This window comes from Micromonospora sp. L31, from assembly GCF_052068075.1.
GTDB classification, from domain to species: Bacteria; Actinomycetota; Actinomycetes; order Mycobacteriales; family Micromonosporaceae; genus Micromonospora; species Micromonospora purpureochromogenes.
Genome location: NZ_JBQHDC010000004.1, coordinates 521,730 through 539,892, shown reverse-complemented (window position 1 = coordinate 539,892; position 18,163 = coordinate 521,730). Strand labels below are relative to the sequence as shown.

General features: G+C 74.9%; 16 protein-coding genes. 10 read left to right on the top strand and 6 right to left on the bottom strand.

The window, feature by feature from the left end; genetic code table 11:
* The first annotated feature begins 56 nt into the window (after nucleotides 1–56).
* Entirely contained in the window at nucleotides 57–536 is a 480-nt protein-coding gene (locus tag ACTMS9_RS15130) for an SRPBCC family protein (RefSeq protein WP_441165245.1), read from the top strand.
* An 11-nt stretch (nucleotides 537–547) separates the two neighbouring features.
* Here ACTMS9_RS15130 and ACTMS9_RS15125 read toward each other — a convergent pair whose 3' ends face one another.
* Both ACTMS9_RS15125 and ACTMS9_RS15120 read right to left on the bottom strand, forming a co-directional pair.
* A complete protein-coding gene (locus ACTMS9_RS15125; RefSeq protein ID WP_441165244.1) occupies nucleotides 548–1,909 on the bottom strand; it encodes an RNA-guided endonuclease InsQ/TnpB family protein in 1,362 nt (453 codons plus the stop codon).
* 141 nt (nucleotides 1,910–2,050) lie between these two features.
* Entirely contained in the window at nucleotides 2,051–2,683 is a 633-nt protein-coding gene (locus ACTMS9_RS15120; RefSeq protein WP_441165243.1) for a dTMP kinase, read from the bottom strand.
* Nucleotides 2,684–2,803: 120 nt separating this feature from the next.
* Between ACTMS9_RS15120 and ACTMS9_RS15115 the strand changes: the two genes are divergently transcribed.
* From ACTMS9_RS15115 to ACTMS9_RS15105, 3 genes are all read left to right on the top strand, one after another.
* The gene (locus tag ACTMS9_RS15115; RefSeq protein ID WP_441146737.1) at nucleotides 2,804–3,373 is read left to right on the top strand and encodes a dihydrofolate reductase family protein; all 570 of its coding nucleotides are present in this window, start codon (nucleotides 2,804–2,806) and stop codon (nucleotides 3,371–3,373) included.
* A 69-nt stretch (nucleotides 3,374–3,442) separates the two neighbouring features.
* The gene (locus ACTMS9_RS15110) at nucleotides 3,443–4,252 is read left to right on the top strand and encodes a TrmH family RNA methyltransferase (RefSeq protein ID WP_088964527.1); all 810 of its coding nucleotides are present in this window, start codon (nucleotides 3,443–3,445) and stop codon (nucleotides 4,250–4,252) included.
* Between the two features lie 27 nt (nucleotides 4,253–4,279).
* On the top strand, nucleotides 4,280–6,061 hold the full coding sequence (locus tag ACTMS9_RS15105; protein WP_441165265.1) for a PucR family transcriptional regulator: 1,782 nt from the start codon (nucleotides 4,280–4,282) through the stop codon (nucleotides 6,059–6,061).
* A 117-nt stretch (nucleotides 6,062–6,178) separates the two neighbouring features.
* Here ACTMS9_RS15105 and ACTMS9_RS15100 read toward each other — a convergent pair whose 3' ends face one another.
* Nucleotides 6,179–7,528: a hypothetical protein gene (locus ACTMS9_RS15100; RefSeq protein ID WP_441165242.1), complete on the bottom strand. Its 1,350-nt coding sequence runs from the start codon at nucleotides 7,526–7,528 to the stop codon at nucleotides 6,179–6,181.
* Nucleotides 7,529–7,620: 92 nt separating this feature from the next.
* On the opposite strand from ACTMS9_RS15100, the gene murD reads away from it, so the two are divergent.
* Nucleotides 7,621–8,967, top strand: a complete 1,347-nt coding sequence (gene murD, locus ACTMS9_RS15095; protein WP_441146732.1) for a UDP-N-acetylmuramoyl-L-alanine--D-glutamate ligase — start codon at nucleotides 7,621–7,623, stop codon at nucleotides 8,965–8,967.
* Nucleotides 8,964–9,749 carry a poly-gamma-glutamate hydrolase family protein gene (locus ACTMS9_RS15090; RefSeq protein WP_441146730.1) on the top strand — a complete coding sequence of 262 codons (786 nt, stop codon included), beginning with the start codon at nucleotides 8,964–8,966 and terminating at the stop codon, nucleotides 9,747–9,749. Before murD ends, ACTMS9_RS15090 begins: the two co-directional genes overlap by 4 nt.
* A 31-nt stretch (nucleotides 9,750–9,780) precedes the next feature.
* On the opposite strand, the gene ACTMS9_RS15085 is transcribed toward ACTMS9_RS15090, so the two are convergent.
* On the bottom strand, nucleotides 9,781–10,749 hold the full coding sequence (locus ACTMS9_RS15085) for a hypothetical protein (RefSeq protein ID WP_441165241.1): 969 nt from the start codon (nucleotides 10,747–10,749) through the stop codon (nucleotides 9,781–9,783).
* 87 nt (nucleotides 10,750–10,836) lie between these two features.
* On the opposite strand from ACTMS9_RS15085, the gene ACTMS9_RS15080 reads away from it, so the two are divergent.
* Together ACTMS9_RS15080 and ACTMS9_RS15075 are read left to right on the top strand one after the other, a co-directional pair.
* Complete coding sequence (locus ACTMS9_RS15080) at nucleotides 10,837–11,709, top strand: hypothetical protein (RefSeq protein ID WP_441165240.1); 873 nt, start codon at nucleotides 10,837–10,839, stop codon at nucleotides 11,707–11,709.
* Between the two features lie 37 nt (nucleotides 11,710–11,746).
* Nucleotides 11,747–12,640 carry a hypothetical protein gene (locus ACTMS9_RS15075; protein ID WP_441165239.1) on the top strand — a complete coding sequence of 298 codons (894 nt, stop codon included), beginning with the start codon at nucleotides 11,747–11,749 and terminating at the stop codon, nucleotides 12,638–12,640.
* 16 nt (nucleotides 12,641–12,656) lie between these two features.
* Here ACTMS9_RS15075 and ACTMS9_RS15070 read toward each other — a convergent pair whose 3' ends face one another.
* Nucleotides 12,657–13,550 (bottom strand): glutamate cyclase domain-containing protein, encoded by an 894-nt coding sequence (locus ACTMS9_RS15070; protein WP_441165238.1) that lies wholly within the window; start codon nucleotides 13,548–13,550, stop codon nucleotides 12,657–12,659.
* Nucleotides 13,551–13,814: 264 nt separating this feature from the next.
* On the opposite strand from ACTMS9_RS15070, the gene ACTMS9_RS15065 reads away from it, so the two are divergent.
* Entirely contained in the window at nucleotides 13,815–15,122 is a 1,308-nt protein-coding gene (locus tag ACTMS9_RS15065; protein WP_441146721.1) for an aspartate aminotransferase family protein, read from the top strand.
* A 14-nt stretch (nucleotides 15,123–15,136) separates the two neighbouring features.
* Entirely contained in the window at nucleotides 15,137–16,627 is a 1,491-nt protein-coding gene (locus ACTMS9_RS15060; RefSeq protein ID WP_441146835.1) for a CoA-acylating methylmalonate-semialdehyde dehydrogenase, read from the top strand.
* Here the strand turns inward: ACTMS9_RS15060 and ACTMS9_RS15055 are convergent.
* Nucleotides 16,599–18,062: an acyltransferase family protein gene (locus ACTMS9_RS15055; RefSeq protein WP_441165237.1), complete on the bottom strand. Its 1,464-nt coding sequence runs from the start codon at nucleotides 18,060–18,062 to the stop codon at nucleotides 16,599–16,601. The two genes, ACTMS9_RS15060 and ACTMS9_RS15055, sit on opposite strands and share 29 nt — an antisense overlap.
* Nucleotides 18,063–18,163 lie beyond the last annotated feature (101 nt).

Genomic DNA, 18,163 nt, shown 5'->3' with positions numbered 1-18,163 from the left:
CCGCGGACCGCCACCGTGGGCCCGGACGAGGGATGTCCGCCGAGGGGAGTGCCGCCATGGCAGTGGACGTGGTGACGGAGATCGTGATCGACCGGCCGGTCGCCGACGTGGCGGCGTACGCAGGCGACCCCGGCAACGCTCCCACCTGGTACGTGAACATCGAGTCGGTGGAGTGGCGCATGCCTCCGCCACTGCGGGTCGGGTCCCGTCTCGCCTTCGTCGCGCATTTCCTCGGTCGGCGGCTGGCCTACACGTACGAGATCGTCGAGCTGGTCCCCGGCGAGCGGCTCGTCATGCGGACCGCGCAGGGCCCGTTTCCCATGGAGACGACCTACCGCTGGGAACCGCAGGGCCAGGGGAGCACCCGGATGACCCTGCGCAACCGTGGCGAGCCCCGCGGCTTCGCGACGGTGACCGCCCCGGTGATGGCGGCGGCGATGCGCCGGGCGAACCGAAAGGACCTGGCCCGGCTGAAGGCGCTGCTGGAGCGGGAGCGCGGCGGGTCGGCGCCGGGAGGCGGCAGGACGATCGCCTAGTGCGGTGTCCACTAACGTTCACCGGATTTGCGGTGGGTGTTGTGGATCCTCGCCGTGGCAGCGAGCGACTCCCCTCCGGGTGGTGGGGCGGGCCTCCGCGGGCCAACTTGACCCTTACGCCGCTGGTGGTGCGTGGGGCGGCGGGGGTCACGTCGGGACTGGCCGGCGCCGGGTAGGTGGCGGCCTGCTCGACGGTGCGTGACCACCTGGGGCAGCACGGCGGCTGTCTTGGTGGTGGGTCCGCCGCCCGGGGTGCGGGTGGCGATGGTGGCGGCCGCGACGAGGTCGCGGTGGCCGGAGAATCTGCAGTGTGGGCAGGACAGGGTCCGCCCTCGGGGTTTCGGTATCCGCCGTCGGCAGGTGGGGCAGGTGGAGGAGGTGCCGCGTTCGTCGACGAGCCGGACGGTGATGCCGGCCAGGGTGGCCTTTTCGGTGAGGACCTGGATGAGCCGGCCGATCTGCCACTGCCGCAGCCGCAGGTTGTGCCGCCGCCCGGTAGGCAGGTCGAGCACCCCGCGGGGGTCGCCGACGTGCAGCACACCGACGCGTTGGCGCACCGACCAGGACACGACGGTGCGGGCGGCTTCGTGCTGGGCCTGGCGGACCCGCCGCCGATGCCGACCCTCCACGAGGCGTGCCCGGCGGCGGTGCTGCCGCCACCGCCGGGATCCCCGCTCACCTGGCTTGGGTGCCCGGCGGGCGACGGCGCGGCGGCGGGCTTTGGTGTCGGCGAGGTGCATCCGGTGTTCGGCGCGGATCGCCCGCCCCCCGGACACCAACAGCCCCTCCCCGTCGGGGCCGGCTACTGCGTAGGGGTGGATGACCCCCAGATCCACCCCGGCCACCCGGGCCGGATCCGGCTCCTCACCGGGCGGGTAGGTCGTGACGGCGACTTCGGCGGTGACGTCGAGGAACAGCCGGCCGCCCTCGCACAGCAGGGTGATCGACCGGATCTGTTCCACCGGATAGGGCAGGTCTCGCCCCAGTCGGACCCATAGCGGCGGGGTGCCTCTGGCGGTGGGGATGCGCACCCTCCGGCCGTCGAGGGTGAACGTGCCGTGATACCAGCGCACCGGCATCAACCCACGTCGGCGACGCGGGAACCGCGCCGACAGGTCACCGCCGTTGCGGCGCTTCGCCGCCGCGAACCACGCATCCGAAAACCGGCGCAACACCGACCGGGCACCCGTGGAGTCAAGCTCGGCGAACGTGCCCGGCCCGGACGCCGCCAACTCCCGGCACAACTGCTGATAACCGACCAACGGCGCGTCCCTACGGCGGCGCCGCCAGGCGTTGACCTCCAGCACGCACGCCCACACGTCACCAGCGGAGCGGAGCAGCCCGAAGCACCGCCGCCGCTGCCCCGATGTCACCCGCACCGCGACGCGCGCGGTGCGATGCACGACCGGCGGCGCGGACGGATCCCGACGACGAGGCACGAACTGAACCCAACACCACCCCTACGACATCTCCCTAAGGGGCGGCGAACCCGGCGAACGTTAGTGGACACCGCACTAGCCGCCGGGTCGCGCCCGGTCCCCGGACCCACCGGTGACCAGCGGCCGCACCAGCCGGTCCAGGGCGGCGGCGACCGCCGTCGAGTCGGCCTCGCCGTCGAGCACCCGGAAGTCGGTGAACTCCGGCAGCGCCCGGTAGGCGGCGTCGAGTGCGGCCAGGTGGCCCAGCTCCTCGGTGTCGATGCCCCGCTCGCGCACCCGCCGCTGCGCCAGCGTGGGCGACACCGCCAGGAAGCAGACCAGGTCGGGACGGGGGAAGAGCGCGTACGCCGCCCGGACCAGCCGGACGCCCCGGTCGCCACGGGCTCGCATGATCACGTACTGGCACCAGGTCCAGCGGTCCATCACGCCCACCCGGCCGGTCAGCCGGACCCCGGCGACCGCCCGGGCCACGGCCAGCCAGCGCACCGTCGCCTCCAGCGCCGGGTAGAGGCGCCGGCCGAACAGGTGCACACCGTCACGCCGCCCGAGCCGGTGGGCCAGCCGGTTCCACACCGGGCGGCCGCCGGCGTTCTCGAAGTACGTCGCCCCGACACCCCGCTCGGACAGCCGTCGGGCCAGCGCCCGGGCCTGCGTCGACTTGCCCGAGCCGTCGACCCCGACCAGCGCGATGATCATGGGACGGGCCATGCCCCGGCACGCTAGCCGGCCCGGGCAAGAAAATCTCCGCCGAGCTGTCGGGAACCGTCGGCCCGCTCCGACCCACCCGTGAGAGCGCCCACCGGAGGCGCCCGGGCGTGAGGAGAGATCATGCGCAAGGTCGTGCACTGGGTCCACCAGTCCCTCGACGGCTTCATCGAGGGCCCGAACGGTGAGTTCGACTGGCCGTCGATGGGGCCGGAGCTGTCCGCGTACTCGCTGGAGCTGACCGACCGGGCCGGCGCCTTCGCCTACGGGCGCAAGGTCTGGGAGATGATGTCCTGGTACTGGCCGCGCGCCGAGTCGATCTCGACGGACCCGCACGACCTGGCCTTCGCGCCGATCTGGCGGCGGACCCCGAAGGTCGTCGTCTCCCGGACGCTGACCGGCGCCGAGTGGGACGCGCAGGTGGTCGGCGGCGACGACCTCGCCAAGGAGATCACCGCGCTCAAGGAGCAGCCCGGCGGCGACCTGCTGCTCACCGGCGGCTCCGGCGCCGCCGCCGCGCTGACCGCGCTCGGCCTGATCGACGAGTACCAGGTGATCGTGCACCCGGTCCTGCTCGGCGGCGGCCGGCCGGTCTTCCCCGGCGGCCCGGAGCGGCTGGACCTGCGGCTGGCCGGGTCGCGCGTCTTCGACGGCCGGACCGTGCTGCTGCGCTATGAGCGTGCGGCGGGGTGAGGGTGGCCCGGGTCGCCCCGGCGACCCGCCCCGGCCGCCGCACCACGGGCACCGGGCAGAATCGTCGCCGTGCCCGTCCACCAGATCACCGACCCCGACGACGACCGGATCGCCGACTACCGCGCGTTGACCGACGTCGAGCTGCGTACCCGCTGGGAGCCCCCGCACGGGCTCTTCATCGCCGAGGGGGAGCTGGTGCTGCGGCGGGCGCTGCGCGCCGGCTACCCGGCCCGGTCGTACCTGGTGGACGCCAAGCGCGTCGACCAGCTCGCCGACCTCGACACCGGCGACGCGCCGGTCTACGCCGCCACCCCGGACGTGCTCCAGCGGGCCACCGGCTTCCACGTGCACCGGGGCGTGCTCGCCTCGTTCCGCCGCAAGCCGCTGCCGGCCGCTGCCGAGGTGCTGGCCACCGCCCGCCGGGTGGTGATCCTGGAGGACGTCAACAACCACACCAACCTCGGCGCGATCTTCCGGGCGGTGGCCGGGCTCGGCGTGGACGCGGTGCTGCTCTCGCCGACCTGCGCCGACCCGCTCTACCGGCGCAGCGTACGGGTCAGCATGGGCGAGGTCTTCGCCGTCCCGTACGCGAAGCTGGAGCCCTGGCCCGACGCGCTCGCCGAGGTACGGGCGGCCGGCTTCACCGTGCTGGCGATGACCCCGGCCCCGGACGCGGTGCCCATCCAGCGCCTCGACGCCGCCCAGCGGGCCCGTGCCGCGCTGCTGCTCGGCGCGGAGGGCGCCGGGCTGACCCGGGCCGCGATGGAGGCCAGCGACGCCCGGGTCGTCATCCCGATGCGCCGTGGCGTCGACTCGCTCAACGTGGCCGCCGCCACCGCGGTGGCCTGCTGGGAGCTGGGCCGCGACGACCCGCTCTGAGCCCCCACGGCTGGCCACCGGGCCGGGCTGTCGTGGGACGGGGTCACGGACGGTAGCGTGTCGCCCGTGTTCCCTACCGTGCGTGAGGTCCTCGCCCTGGACCCGGTCCGCCACGGCGCGCCGCGCCTGGTCGCCGGGGACGCCGGCCTGGACGCGCCGGTCCGCTGGGTGCACGTCGCCGAGGTGCCCGACATCGCCACCCTGCTCGGCGGCGGCGAGCTGGTGCTCACCACCGGCATCGGGCTGCCCGCCGACGACGCCGGCCTGCGCGCCTTCATCGGCGACCTGGCCGACGTCGGCGTCTCCGGGCTGGTGGTCGAGCTGGGCCGCCGGTACGTCAGCGGGGTGCCCCGGGTGATGGCGGCCGCCGCCGAGCGGCGCGGCCTGCCCCTGGTCGAGCTGCGCCGGGCCACCCCGTTCGTCCGGATCACCGAGGCGGTGCACGCGCTGATCGTCGACGCCCAGCTCACCGAGCTGCGCGCCACCGAGGAGATCCACCAGCGGTTCACCGAGTTGTCGGTCGAGGGCGCCGGCCCGGCCGAGGTGGTCCGGCAGGCCGCCGAGCTGGCCGGCTGCCCGGTGGTGCTGGAGAACCTGTCCCGGCAGGTCCTCGCGTACGACCCGGCGGGGGAGAGCGCCGAGCTGCTGCTGGACGGCTGGGAGCAGCACTCCCGGCGGATCCGTCCCGCCGGTCGCACCGCGTACGACGCCGACAGCGGCTGGCTGGTGACCACCGTCGGCGCGCGGGGGCAGGACTGGGGCCGGCTGCTGCTGCGCTGGCCCGGCGGGGGCGACCTGGCCGCCGGGACCACGCTGGGCGGCCGGCCGACGGGCACCCCGCCGACCCGGCTGACGATCCTGGTGGAGCGGGCCGCCTCCACCCTGGCGCTGGGCCGGCTGATCCGGCGCGACGCCGAGGGCCTGGAACGGCAGATCCACCGCACCCTGCTCACCGCCCTGCTCGACCACTCCCGCCCGGTCGACGAGGTCGCGCTGCGGGCGCGGGCGCTCGGCGTCACGCTGGAACGCCGGCACCTGGTCGGCGTGGTGGTCCGGCACCGCCTCGACGACCCCGCCCCCGAGGGCGCCACCGGGGAGAGCGCCGTGGCGGCCGAGTCGGCCCCGGAGGCCGGCCCGGCGCGGCTGCGGGATCTCGCCGAGGCGGTGGGGCAGGCGCTGCGGGAGGCGAAGCTTACCGGGCTGACCAGCGCCGTCGACGACCAGGCGGTGGGCGCGCTGCTCGCCCTGCCCGACCCGGCCGCGGAGGAGCGGGCGCTGACCGCGTTCGCCGCCGCCCTGCGCCGGATCCGGCTCGACGCCGCCCCGGCCCGTCCCGCAGTGTCCGGCGCCTCGCCGCCGGACGCGGTGATCGTCGCCGCCGGCTCCGGGGTGGGCGGCCTGCGGGAGGCCCGGCGGTCGCTGATCGAGGCCCGGCAGATCGCCGACGCGGCCCGCCGCGACCGCCGCGACCTGCCCATCTTCCGGCTACCCCACGTCGGGCTCGCCGGGCTGCTGCACCTGCTGCGCGACGAGCCCCGGGTGCAGACCTTCGTCGAGCGGGAACTCGGCGCGCTGCTCGCCCACGACGCCCGGCACCCCCGCGACCAGCTGCTCGGCACGCTGCGGGCGTACCTGGAACAGGGCCGCAACAAGTCGGCGGCGGCCGCGGCGGCGCACCTGTCCCGGCCGGCGTTCTACGAGCGGCTGGCCCGCATCGCACGCATCCTCGACGTCGACCTCGACTCGGTCGAGGCCTGCCTCTCCCTGCACGTCGCCCTGCTCGCCCTAGACGCCATCCGCACCCCCTGACCCTGCGCGCCCCCCGGGCCTGCTGTCCTGTTGACCATGAAGTTGTTGTCGTCCGCCGCGGCGTGTCGCGGCAATAACTTCATGATCAACGGGAGTGGTGACGGAGGGGGACGGGGGTCAGGTGAGGGCGGTGAGGGCCTTGGCGTAGGGGGCGGGGACGAAGTTCGGGCCGCCGGGGGTGAAGACGTCGGAGGACGCCGCCGCCGACCAGGCGGTTTCCGGGACCGCGTCGGCCAGGGCCTGGACGACCGGGGCGTCGCGCCACTGCTCCTGCTCGGCGAGCAGGCTCAGCGCCACCACCGACTCCTCCACCTCGCCGACGCACTCGAACGGCTTGTGCCCGTCGACGCCGAGCAGCTCCCGGTAGCCGGGGATCTGCGCCGGGTCGGCCAGCAGGTCGCCGCCGAAGATGCGCACCACCCGCTCGCGCGGCATGAACGGCGCCATGGCCAGGAAGACGAACCGGCACTTCGGGCAGTCGCGGCACCAGCGCTCGCTCGCGTCGCGCAGCTTGAACGCGGCGTTGCAGCTGGTCACCACCGCGTCGTACCGGTCGATCGCGGCGAAGAGCCGGGCGATGTGCAGCTCCGACAGCGAGCGCAGCAGCGAGAAGTACGGCTCGGTGAGACCGGCGTGCTCGGCCAGCGCCGCCCGCAGCAGCCCCTCCGCCTCGACGCCCTTGGACCACTGGTGGTTGATCTCGTGACCGTTCCAGATCAGGTTCGGGTCCGACGCGGAGCGCTCGTTGGACATCACCACCGGCCCGAGCCCGTGCAGCACGGCGGTGGCGACCGTGATCAGCGAGTTGATCGCGGTGACCGGGATGTGGCCGTTGAGCGCGCCGGCCGCGTTGAGGTCGAACAGCACCGGGTCGATCCGCCGGCGGGCCGCGAGGGGGGTGAGCCCGGACGCCTCGTTCACCGAGACGATCACCTGGTTCGGGTTGACCGAGAACGGCACCGGGTCGAAGCCGGCCCGGCGCAGCGCCTCCAGACTGACGATGGAGTCCTTGCCGCCGCCGACGGCCGAGAGCGGACGACGGTCGGAGTCGTCGTACTCGCGGGCCGGGGAGACGGTGCCGGAGGCCACCTCCGGGCGCAGTTCGAGCACGTGCGGCAGCTGGTTGCGGTAGGCGTACTCGGCCAGGCCCTTGGTGTAGACGGCGGTGACCAGCTCGGCGGCGGCCGCGCCCAGCGGCGCCGGCAGCACCAGCCGGCGCGGCGCGGCGGCCTTGTAGTAGCTGACCCCGGCGACCACGTGCAGCAGCTCCAGGACCCGGCCCAGGGTGGCCACGGTCTCGTCCGACGGCGGGTCGGCGGGCAGCGGCAGGGTGATGGCCTCGGTGAACCGCTGCTCACCGTCGGGACCGGTCAGCTTGTAGTCGAACAACGCCTCGCCGGTGGCGAGGTCGATCGAGTAGGACGGGAAGGTGAAGGCGTCCATCCGCCGGAGCTGCTCGTTGGGCACACGCCATACTAGGCCCTGGTTCGTCCGGCCGTGTCCGGCTGCGCCGGACCGTGCCCCGTGCCACGCCGTCGAGACCCCCGAGGAGAGAGCCCGTGCGCCTGTCTGACCTGCGCGGACGTACCGTCGCCGTCTGGGGGGCCGGCCGCGAGGGCCGGGCGGCCGTGACCGCCATCGCCGCGCACGGCCCCGCCGGCCTGGTCGCCGTGGACGACAGCGCCAACTTCCTCACCCTGCCCTGGGAGGGTCCGCTCGCCGAGGCCGCGCCCCTGATCACCGGGGAGGCCGGCTTCGACCGGCTGGCCGCCGCCGACGTGGTGGTCCGCTCCCCGGGCGTGCCGAACACCCACCCCTGGATGGTGGAGCTGCGGGCGCGGGCGGCCACGATCACCCAGGGCACCGCGCTCTGGATGGCCGACCACGCCGAGCGGACCGTCGGGGTCACCGGCAGCAAGGGCAAGAGCACCACGTCCAGCCTGATCAGCCACCTGCTCGCCGCGGTGGACCGGCCGAACGTCTTCGGCGGCAACATCGGGGTGCCCACCCTGGACCTGCCCGAGGCGGACCTGTACGTGCTGGAGCTCTCCAGCTACCAGTGCACCGACCTGACCGACTCGCCCCGCGTCGCCGTGGTCACCGCGCTCTTCCCCGAGCACCTCGACGCGCACGGCGGCGAGGCGGAGTACTACCGGGACAAGCTCAACCTGCTGGCGTACGGCCCGCGGACCGTGGTGGTCAACGGCGCCGACCCGCGGCTGGCCGTGGAACTGGGCGACCGGGCCGCCGTGCGCGCCGGCCGGCCGGACACCGCGAACGTGGCCAGCGGCCCCGACGGCACACCCTGGTTCCACCTGGCCGATCAGCCGCTCTTCCCGCGCGCCGTGCTGCCGCTGGTCGGCCGGCACAACGAGGGCAACCTCTGCGTGGCGCTGGCCGTGCTCGACGCGCTCGACGTGGACGTGGTGGCCCGCAAGGACACCCTGGCCGTGGCGGTCGCCGAGTTCCAGGGGCTGGCCCACCGGCTCACCGAGATCGCCGATCCGTCCGGCCTCACCTTCGTCGACGACACCCTCGCCACCAGCCCGTACGCGGCCATGCACGCGATCGACGCGTACGAGGGGCGGCCGTTGACGGTGATCGTCGGCGGCACCGACCGGGGGCTGGACTACAGCCCGCTCGCCGCGCACCTGGCCGAGCGGGAGATCACCGTGATCGGCATCCCGGACAGCGGCCCCCGCATCGTCGAGGCGCTGGCCGGGCTGCCGGCGGTGCGTACCGAACTCGCCGAGGACCTGGTCGCGGCGGTCGGGCTGTCCCGCAAGCTCACCCCGCCCGGCGGGGTGGTGCTGCTCTCGCCGGCCGCGCCCAGCTACGGGCGGTTCCGCAACTTCGAGCACCGCTCCGAGGTCTTTGCCCAAGCGGTCGCCGACACCGCGCGGTGACCTCCGCCGAGGACCGGGCCGGGGATCCCGACCGCCCCCGCCCGAGCCGGCCCACCGCGCACCCCACCGACCGGTACGGTTCCAACACCGAGCTGTACGCCACCGCGGGCCTCGTCGAGGGCGTCGAGTACGCCCTGCGCTACTGCCATCGATGCGCCCCGGACGAGCCGCCCGGCTGCGCAACCGGGACGACGCGGACGGCGGTCCTCGCGCCGCACGGTGGCGGCATCGAGGTGGGCACGTCGGAGTTGTGCCTCGCGGTCGCCGGCTACCACCCGGCGACCCTGGAGCCGAGCACCGACGGCAGGGGCCTGCACCACTACTGGATGTTCGAGGGGCTGCTCGGCTCCGGCAACGCCGCCCTGCACGTGACCTCGGTGAACTGTGACGACCCGTGGGCCGAGTCGATCTGCGGTGGGGTCCGCCACGCCGTCGCCCTGCACGGCTGCACGACCCGGCAGGCCGGTGAGCCGGACGGGGCCGAGGCGGTGGTGATCGGCGGGCTGGACGCCGGGCTGCGGGACCTGCTGCGCCGGGAGTTGGCGAAGGTGGACATCACCGTCGCCCGGCGGGTCAACCGCGCCATCGACGGGACCAGCCCGCGGAACATCTGCAACCGGACGGCGTCGAGGGCGGGCGCCCAACTGGAGCTGACCACGCCGCTGCGCGAGGCGATGTTCGGCACCAACACCTGGGACGGACGCAAGCACAGCACCCGGCCGCTGTTCTGGGACTTCGTCTCCGCGACCCGGACGGCACTCGCGCTGCACGCCGACGCCTGACACCCCCGATCCGAGCGGCCTCGTGGGCGGTTCAGCCGAGCACCTCGTGCAGGGCCCGCATCGCGCGGATCGCCGAGCGGATCTCCTGGAGGTAGCGCCCCGGGGTGAGGGCCGGCTCGGGCAGCCGGACCAGGTCGGGCAGGGCCGGGTCGACGCCGACGGTGTCGATCGCGCAGCCGTACGGCACCGCCAGGGTGCGCAGCGCGTCGCAGTGCTGGAACGGCACGTAGATCGGCGCGGTCACCACCAGCAGCGCGTCGCCGGGGGAGAGCCGGACGTGCCCGGCCCAGAACCGCTGGGTGTCCGCCGTGTGCGCACGCCGCCGCTCCGGCTCGCTGGACGGGGCGGCGAGCACCCGGACCGGCGGCAGCCCGTCCGAGCGGTAGGTCCGCGCGGACCAGGAGTGGTGCGGGTGGCCGGCGTCGTGCCCGTCCTCGTCGTCGGGCGCGGCGACTCCGAGGACCGCGCGGACCGCCGCGTCGAGGGCGTCGACCTCGGTGTCGGCCGCGATCCCCGCCCCGGCCAGCACGTCCCGCTCCACCTCGGACAGCGGCCGGAAGCTGCCGAGCACGGCCACCTCCCCGTCCACCGCCAACCCGTGCCGTACCAGGTGGGCCGCGAACGCCACGCGCCGCAGGCAGGCGTGCGCCAGCCCGCCCAGGACCACCAGGTGGGCGTACCGGGGGTGGGCCGGTCGCACGGGGCGAACCAGGCCGAGCGCCTCGGCCGTGGCGTGCACCAGCGCGGCGGTGCTCGGGTCGAGGGTCGGTTCCCGCGCCTCGGGGCGTTCCCGACCGCCCCGGAAGTCCCAGTGCCGGGCGGAGAAGTCGTCCAGCCCGGCCAGCACGGCCGTCAGGTCGCCGGTCGGCCACTCGCCGCCGAACCGGGCGACCAGCGCCCGCAGCGGCGGGGACTCCACCCAGGCCCGCACCCCGCGGGCGAGCTGCGCGGGCGACGCGCCGGCCGGGCAGTTCGGCAGCGCCACGTCCGCGATCCGCACCACCGGATCGTACCGACGGCCGTGGCCACGAGGGGCGCTTGTGGATCGGCACTACGCTGGGCGCACCGACGAGATCGGGGGCTGCCGATGACTGGCGACGTGCTCCGCCGACGTTTAACCGGGCGTACCGGGTCGGCCAGTGGACTGGTCCGGCTGGTGGCGCACACCGACCCGGTGGCGCTGGTCGGCATCACCCTGTCGATCGCGCTCTCCGTCACGCTCGACCTCACCAACGCCGCCAGCGGCGTCGAGTCGCTGCTGGCCGGGCTGATGGGCATCACCATCTCGCTGCTGGTGGACTCGCTGGCCCGCGCGGAGCGCCGGTTCCACCTGCGTACGCTGCTGGACGGGCCACCCTGGCTGGTGCAGGCCGCGCCGGAGATCGTCGTCGCCGTCCGGGAGGCGGTCGAGCGGCACCCGGGCACCCGGGTCGCCGAGGAGGCGCAGCGCCGCTACGAGCAGTTCCGGATCGAGGCCGAGCAGCTCGCCACGGGGCGGGTGGTCCGGCGGGGCGACGACGACGAGGACCTGATCGGCGCCACCCGGGACTGCACCCGGAGTCTGCAGGGGCTGACCAACCTGACGCCGAGGGCCAGCGGCGAGCTGAGCTGGTGGCGCAGCGAGATCGGGCGGCGCTACTGGGAGGCGAACCTGGCGGCCCTGGCGCGCGGGGTGCGGATCACCCGGGTCTTCGCCTACGCCACGCTCTCCGACCAGCTGGTCGAGCTGGTGGAGAAGCAACGCCGGGCCGGGGTCCGGGTGGGCCTGCTGCCGCTGGGTGTCGTCAGCCCGCACCTGCACGTCAATCTGACACTCTGGGACGGCTCGAGCTGCTGGGAGGCCAGGATGAGCGCGCACGGGGAGATCAGCGAGAACCAGTTCTCGGTCAACCGCGCCGACATCGACCGGCTCACCCGGGTGTTCGACCTGTGCGCGAACGTCGCGACCTTCGAGGACTGACCGCGCCGGCGGGCGGTGGAGCGGAGATGGGCCAGCCATGACGTGGAGTGCCGTGCTCCTGGTGACCGCCGTGGTCTGGGCGGTCAGCGTGATCCGTTCGGTCCGGCTGCGGGCGTTCGTCTACAGCCTGCCGCTGCCGATGACGCTGGCCCTGGTCACCACGGACCACCGGGTCGACGGCGCCCAGCTGCTCGGCGTGCTCGGCCTCAACCTCTTCTTCGTCACCGTGGCGCTGACCCACCACCGGTTGCGCTGGCCGATCCTCCTGGCCGACCTGGCCGGGATCGCCGCCTACGTGGCGTTGAGCGCCGGCCTGCTGGCGGTCCCGGTGCCGTTCGGGCCGGCCCTGGCGGGCACGCTGGCGCTCTGGCTGCTCGCCATGGTGGTGCTGCGCCGCCGCGCCCGGGCGGTCCCCGCGCCACCGGAGCGGCCGGTCGACGCCCGCCCGGACAGCCTCCCCGCCCCGGCCAAGCTGGCGGTGATCTTCGCCGGGGCGGTGCTCACCGGCCTGCTCGGCCAGCTGCTGCGCGGGATGGTGGTGACCTTCCCCTACTCCGGCGTGCTGGTCGCCGTCGAGGCCCGTCGCCAACTGGTCGACTTCAGCCGGCACTTCGCCCGCAACAGCCTCGCGCTGGTCGGGTTCCTCACCGCCTACCACCATCTCCAGGACGCGTCGCCGGTCGTCGCCCTGGCCGGGGGCTGGGCCGCCTTCGCGCTGCTGGCCACCGCCCTGCACCTGCCGCGCCGCCGCCGCGCCGAACCCGCCCCGGCCGGCGCCACCCCGGACCCGTCGGCCGGCCCCGCCCCGGCAGCGCCGGCCCGGCCCGCGCCGGACCCCTCGACCCGGCCCGCGCCGGAGGGTGCGGCCGGCGCCCCGCGCGCCCGGCCCCGGCCGCGTCCGACCGCCGCCGAGCGCCGCGCGACCACGTGAGAACGACGCCCGCCGGTCAACCCGCCGCAGCGACCAGCTCCGCGATCCGGGTCAGCGGCTCGGCGTACGCGGGCCAGTCCAGGCCGTCGACGCTGACCTCGGCCCGCCGGCGTACGCCGTCCACCGCGCCAGCCCTGGTCACCATCTCGGTCAGCACGCCGTACGACCAGTCGGGGCGGAGCAGGTCGCGCAGGGCGGGCACCTCGGGGCGCAGCAGCGCCAGCGCACCCACCAGCGCCGCGGCGGCCCAGTTGGACGTGCCGCCGACGAGCAGCGCGTCGCAGCCGACCACGCAGTGGATCCGCTCGCCCCGGTCCACCACCCGGCCCACCAGCTCCGCCGGCAGTCGGCCCATGCCGAGTTCGTTGCCGCCGTCGCCGATGCCGATCCGGTAGGCGGAACCGGCGGTGTAGAGCCGGTCCAGCGGCGCGGTGTGGGCGCCGATGTCCTCGCCCCGCATGTTGCGCGGGCATCCGTCGAGGCAGGGGCCGACCCGCTCGCAGGCGACCAGGTGCGAGAGCGCGGCGTAGCGGGGCAGGACGGTGCCGGCCCAGTCGTCGTACCCCTGGACCGGCGCGACGTCCAGTGGCACGTCCGGTGCGGCGGCCCCGAGCGCGGCGGCGACCACCGGCGCGCAGGGCGCGTCGGTGACCAGCCGGACCTCGCCGCCCAGCGCGCGCAGCGCGGCGGCCAGCTGGACCGCCCCGATCGGACCGTCGGTCTCGGCCGCGGGCGGGTCGGCGGCCGGGATGTAGAACCCGGTGAGGACGGCGGCGTCGGGCGCCGCGGCGAGCGAGCGGGCGGCGGCGAGCAGGCCGCCGGCCGCCGGTACGGCCAGCCGCGCGCTGCCCCGGCCCACCTCCCGCGCGGCCGTCCGCTCCAGCTCCGCGATGGTCTGCGCCAGCCGCACGTCGGACCTCCTGCAACCCGGGGGACCGGCCCAGCGTAGGGCGAGCGGTCCAGCCGGCCGCCGCTCTGCGGAATGAGTCGCGGATCGCTCAGATGTCACCGGAAAGGATTGCGAAGGAGGCGGGCCGCCCCGGAAACCGCACCGAGCAGGTTGACGCGCTGTCAGGCCGCCACCCCGGCTGCGCTACACAGTGACAGTTGTCCCTGTCGCCGGGTGGTGGAAGCGTGCGGGGAACGCGAATCCGCCGCCGCTGAAGGGTGCGAGATGACCTCCGACGACCTGCTGGCCCGACACCGGGCCGTGCTCCCGTCCTGGATGCCGCTCTACTACGCCGAACCGATCGAGCTGGTGTCCGGCTCCGGTCGCCGGGTGACCGACGCGCAGGGCCGGACCTATCTGGACTTCTTCGGCGGCGTGCTGACCAACATGATCGGCTACGACATCCCGGAGATCCGGGAGGCGGTGGAGCGCCAGTTGCGCACGGGCATCGTGCACAGCTCCACGCTCTACCTGATCCGGCAGCAGGTGGAGCTGGCGGAGAAGATCGCCCGGCTCTCCGGCATCCCGGACGCCCGGGTCTTCTTCACCAACTCCGGCACCGAGGCCAACGAGGCCGCCCTGCTGGTCGCCACCAACCACCGCCGCTCCCACCAGATCCTGGCGGTGCGCAACAGCTACCACGGCCGGTCGTACGCGGCGATGGGCGTCACCGGCAACCGGAGCTGGTCGGCGAGCGCGCTCAACCCGCTCCAGGTGGCCTGGCTGCACTCCGGCGAGCGGCTGCGCGGCCTGCTGGCCCGCCTGGACGAGTCCGACCGGATCGACGCGGCGGTGGAGGACCTGCGCGAGGTGCTGGCCACCCAGACCGCCGGCGACGTGGCCTGCCTGATCGCCGAGCCGATCCAGGGCGTGGGCGGTTTCGTGGCCCCGCCGGACGGGCTCTTCGCCGCCTGGAAGAAGGTTCTCGACGAGCACGGCATCCTGCTGATCTCCGACGAGGTGCAGACCGGCTGGGGGCGTACCGGCGAGCACTTCTGGGGCTACCAGGCGCACGGCGTCACCCCGGACCTGCTCACCTTCGCCAAGGGCGTCGGCAACGGCTTCGCCCTCGCCGGCGTGGTCGGCCGGGCCGACGTGCTGGAGTCGGTGCCGGCGATCAGCTTCTCCACCTTCGGTGGCAACCCGATCTCGACCGCCGCCGGCAACGCCGTCCTGGACTACCTGCGCGACCACGACCTGCAGGCCAACGCGGCCCGCACCGGCGCGATCCTCGCCGACGGGCTGCGCGCCGCCGTGGCCGGTCTCGACTGCGTCGCCGAGGTACGCGGCAAGGGGCTGATGCTCGGCGTCGAGTTCGTCCGGCCGGGCGGCACCGAGCCGGACCCGGCGCTGACCGCCCGTGTCTTCGAGGCGTGCCGGGCCGGTGGGCTGCTCGCCGGCAAGGGCGGCCTGCACGGCAACGTGCTGCGGATGGGCCCGCCGCTGACGCTGACCGAGGACGAGGCCCGCGAGGGGCTGGCCATCCTCGTCGGCGCCATCCGCTCCTGCGCCTCGGCGGAGGTGGCGGCATGAGCGGGACGGACGACGTGACGGTCATCGGGCACTTCGTCGACGGCAAGCGGGTCTCCGGCGGCTCCCCGCGGCGCGGGGACGTCTTCGACCCGGCCACCGGCCGGCGTACCGGGGAGGTGGAGCTGGCCTCGGCCGCGGACGTCGCGGTCGCGGTGGAGGCGGCCGAGCGCGCGGCACGGGCCTGGCGGGACGCGTCGCTGGCGAAGCGCACGGCGGTGCTGTTCGCCTTCCGGGAGCTGGTGCACGCCCGCCGCGACCGGCTCGCCGAGGTGATCACCGCCGAGCACGGCAAGGTGCTCGCGGACGCCGCCGGCGAGGTGCAGCGCGGCCTGGAGGTGATCGAGTACGCCTGCGGCATCCCGTCGGCGCTGCGCGGCGGCTTCAGCGAGAACGTCTCCACCGAGGTCGACTCGTACAGCCTCCGGCAGCCGCTGGGCGTGGTGGCGGTGATCTCGCCGTTCAACTTCCCGGTGATGGTGCCGCTGTGGTTCGTGCCGGTGGCGGTGGCCTGCGGCAACGCGGTGGTGCTCAAGCCGAGCGAGAAGGACCCGAGCGCCGCGCTGCTGCTGGCCGAGTGGTTCGCCGAGGCGGGCCTGCCCGACGGCGTGCTCAACGTGGTCAACGGCGACAAGGAGGCGGTCGACGCGCTGCTGGACCATCCCTCGGTGCGGGCGGTGTCGTTCGTCGGCTCCACCCCGGTCGCCCGGTACGTGCACCAGCGCGGGTCGATGGCCGGCAAGCGGGTGCAGGCGCTCGGCGGGGCGAAGAACCACATGGTGGTGTTGCCCGACGCCGACCTGGACCTGGCCGCGGACGCGGCGGTCAACGCCGGCTTCGGCTCGGCGGGGGAGCGGTGCATGGCGATCTCGGCGCTGGTCGCGGTCGAGCCGGTCGCCGACGCCCTGGTCGCGAAGATCGCCGAACGGATGTCCGGGCTGCGCACCGGCGACGGGCGGCGCGGCTGCGACATGGGTCCGCTGGTCACCGCCGCGCACGCCGACCGGGTCCGCTCCTACGTGGAGTCCGGCGTGGCGGCCGGCGCGGTGCCGGTGGTCGACGGCCGGGACGTCACCCCGGACGGGGAGTCCGGCGGCTTCTGGCTCGGCCCGACCCTGTTCGACCGGGTCACCCCGGACATGTCGATCTACACCGACGAGATCTTCGGCCCGGTGCTCAGCGTCGTCCGGGTCGGCTCGTACGACGAGGCGGTCGAGCTGGTCAACGCCAACCCGTACGGCAACGGCACGGCGATCTTCACCAACGACGGCGGCGCCGCCCGCCGGTACCAGCACGAGGTGGAGGTCGGCATGGTCGGGATCAACGTGCCGATCCCGGTGCCGATGGCGTACTACTCGTTCGGCGGGTGGAAGTCGTCCCTCTTCGGCGACCTGCACGCGCACGGCGAGGACGGGGTGCGCTTCTTCACCCGGGGCAAGGTCGTCACCAGTCGCTGGCTCGACCCGCGCCACGGCGGGGTCAACCTCGGCTTCCCCACCCAGACCTGAGCAACCGCAGCACGCCCGCCCCGGCCAGGTACGCCACCAGCGCCGGGACGGGCGTGCCGAGCGGCTCCGGGGCGGCCTTCGGGGTGGCGCTGTTGACCAGCAGCCCGCCGATGACGGCGGCGTACCCGGCGACGGTCAGTGCTGCGCGGACCCGGCCGGCCCGGCGAATCCGCCGCCCGGTGCGGTGCCGGGCGCTGCGCGTCTCGATCGGGCCGAAGACGGCGACCAGCACGGCCAGCACCGCGGTGAGCAGCAGCAGCCAGGGCACCCGCCAGCCCCACCAGGCGGCCGAGCCGGCCCGTGGGGTGGGCAGCAGGCCGACGGCGTCGAGCAGCCCGATCAGCAGCACGGCGGCGGTCAGGTGCCAGAGGAACACCGTCAGCACCACCAGGTTGACCGCGATCACCACCCGCCACGGTCGGGGCCGGCGCAGCCAGCGTCGCGCCGGGGCCCGCAGCAGCAGGATCAGCCCGAGCTGGGCGGCGGCGAGGGCGAGCAGCGCCAGGCTCGGCGGCGAGGCGTTGTCCAGCCGCTCCCCGGGCACTTTCAGCATCGCCACCGGCCACGGCCCGACGATGGTGAGCAGGATCAGCGCGGCCAGGCCCCCGACCAGCAGCGCCAGCGCCGTCGGCCGGGAGGTGGGCAGGCGTCGCCGGCGTACGCCCGGCCGGTCGGACCCCGACGGTGGGAGGGCCGTCTCTGCCGGGTCGGGCGGTGCGGTCTCGGACGGCTCGGACGGCTCGGACGGCCCGGACGGCCCGGACGGTGGCCCGGTCGCGGGGGTGCGGGCGTCGTACCAGGCGAAGCCGAGCTGGTGCACCGCCAGCCAGCCGAAGACGTAGTTGCCGGCGGCCAGCGTCGCCGGCCCGGTCAGCCGGCCGAGGTCGCCCAGCGCCACCAGGGCAACGAGCGCCAGCGGCACGGCGAGCCCGTAGCGGCGGTGCAGCGCGTACATCGGCGGGGTGAGGGCCACGACCAGCAGGTAGGCGACCAGGAACCACAGCGGGATGGTGGCGAACCAGATCACCGTGCGCACGTGGGTGGGGTCGGTGCCGCGCAGCCGGCCCAGCGCCGCGCCGACGGTGAGGACCAGCAGCAGCGCGCTGGTGGGGCGGACCAGCCGGGCGCTGCGGTCCAGCAGCCAGCCGGCCCCGTCGCCGCCGCGGGCCCGGTGGCGGGTCAGGGACGCCGCGTTGGCATAGCCGCCGACCAGGAAGAAGACCGGCATCACCTGGGCCAGCCAGGTGAGTGGGTACGCCCACGGCAGGTCGGCGAGCGCGGAGTGCCCGGTCGGCCGGCCGGCCGGGTCCCGGCCGATCACGGTGACGCCCCAGTGGCCGGCGACGACCATGGTGATCGCGAGCGCGCGGAGCAGGTCGACGTAGCGTTCCCGCCCTGCCGGCGTGCGCTCCGCGAGCTGGCCCAGGCGGCGCATGGGCTCAGGCTATGCCAGTGCGGTGCGACCGGTGGTGATAACGGATCGGCCGCCGGGTCTTGAAGTCGACGCGCTCCTGCCGTAGAAATTCTTCAACAGCA

What these genes read in the sequence shown, in the direction of transcription:
- ACTMS9_RS15080 (WP_441165240.1), top strand. Translation starts at nt 10,837, where the DNA reads ATGACTGGCGACGTGCTCCGCCGACGTTTAACCGGGCGTACCGGGTCG.
- ACTMS9_RS15055 (WP_441165237.1), bottom strand. Translation starts at nt 18,062, where the DNA reads ATGCGCCGCCTGGGCCAGCTCGCGGAGCGCACGCCGGCAGGGCGGGAA.
- ACTMS9_RS15075 (WP_441165239.1), top strand. Translation starts at nt 11,747, where the DNA reads ATGACGTGGAGTGCCGTGCTCCTGGTGACCGCCGTGGTCTGGGCGGTC.
- ACTMS9_RS15120 (WP_441165243.1), bottom strand. Translation starts at nt 2,683, where the DNA reads ATGGCCCGTCCCATGATCATCGCGCTGGTCGGGGTCGACGGCTCGGGC.
- ACTMS9_RS15115 (WP_441146737.1), top strand. Translation starts at nt 2,804, where the DNA reads ATGCGCAAGGTCGTGCACTGGGTCCACCAGTCCCTCGACGGCTTCATC.
- ACTMS9_RS15130 (WP_441165245.1), top strand. Translation starts at nt 57, where the DNA reads ATGGCAGTGGACGTGGTGACGGAGATCGTGATCGACCGGCCGGTCGCC.
- ACTMS9_RS15065 (WP_441146721.1), top strand. Translation starts at nt 13,815, where the DNA reads ATGACCTCCGACGACCTGCTGGCCCGACACCGGGCCGTGCTCCCGTCC.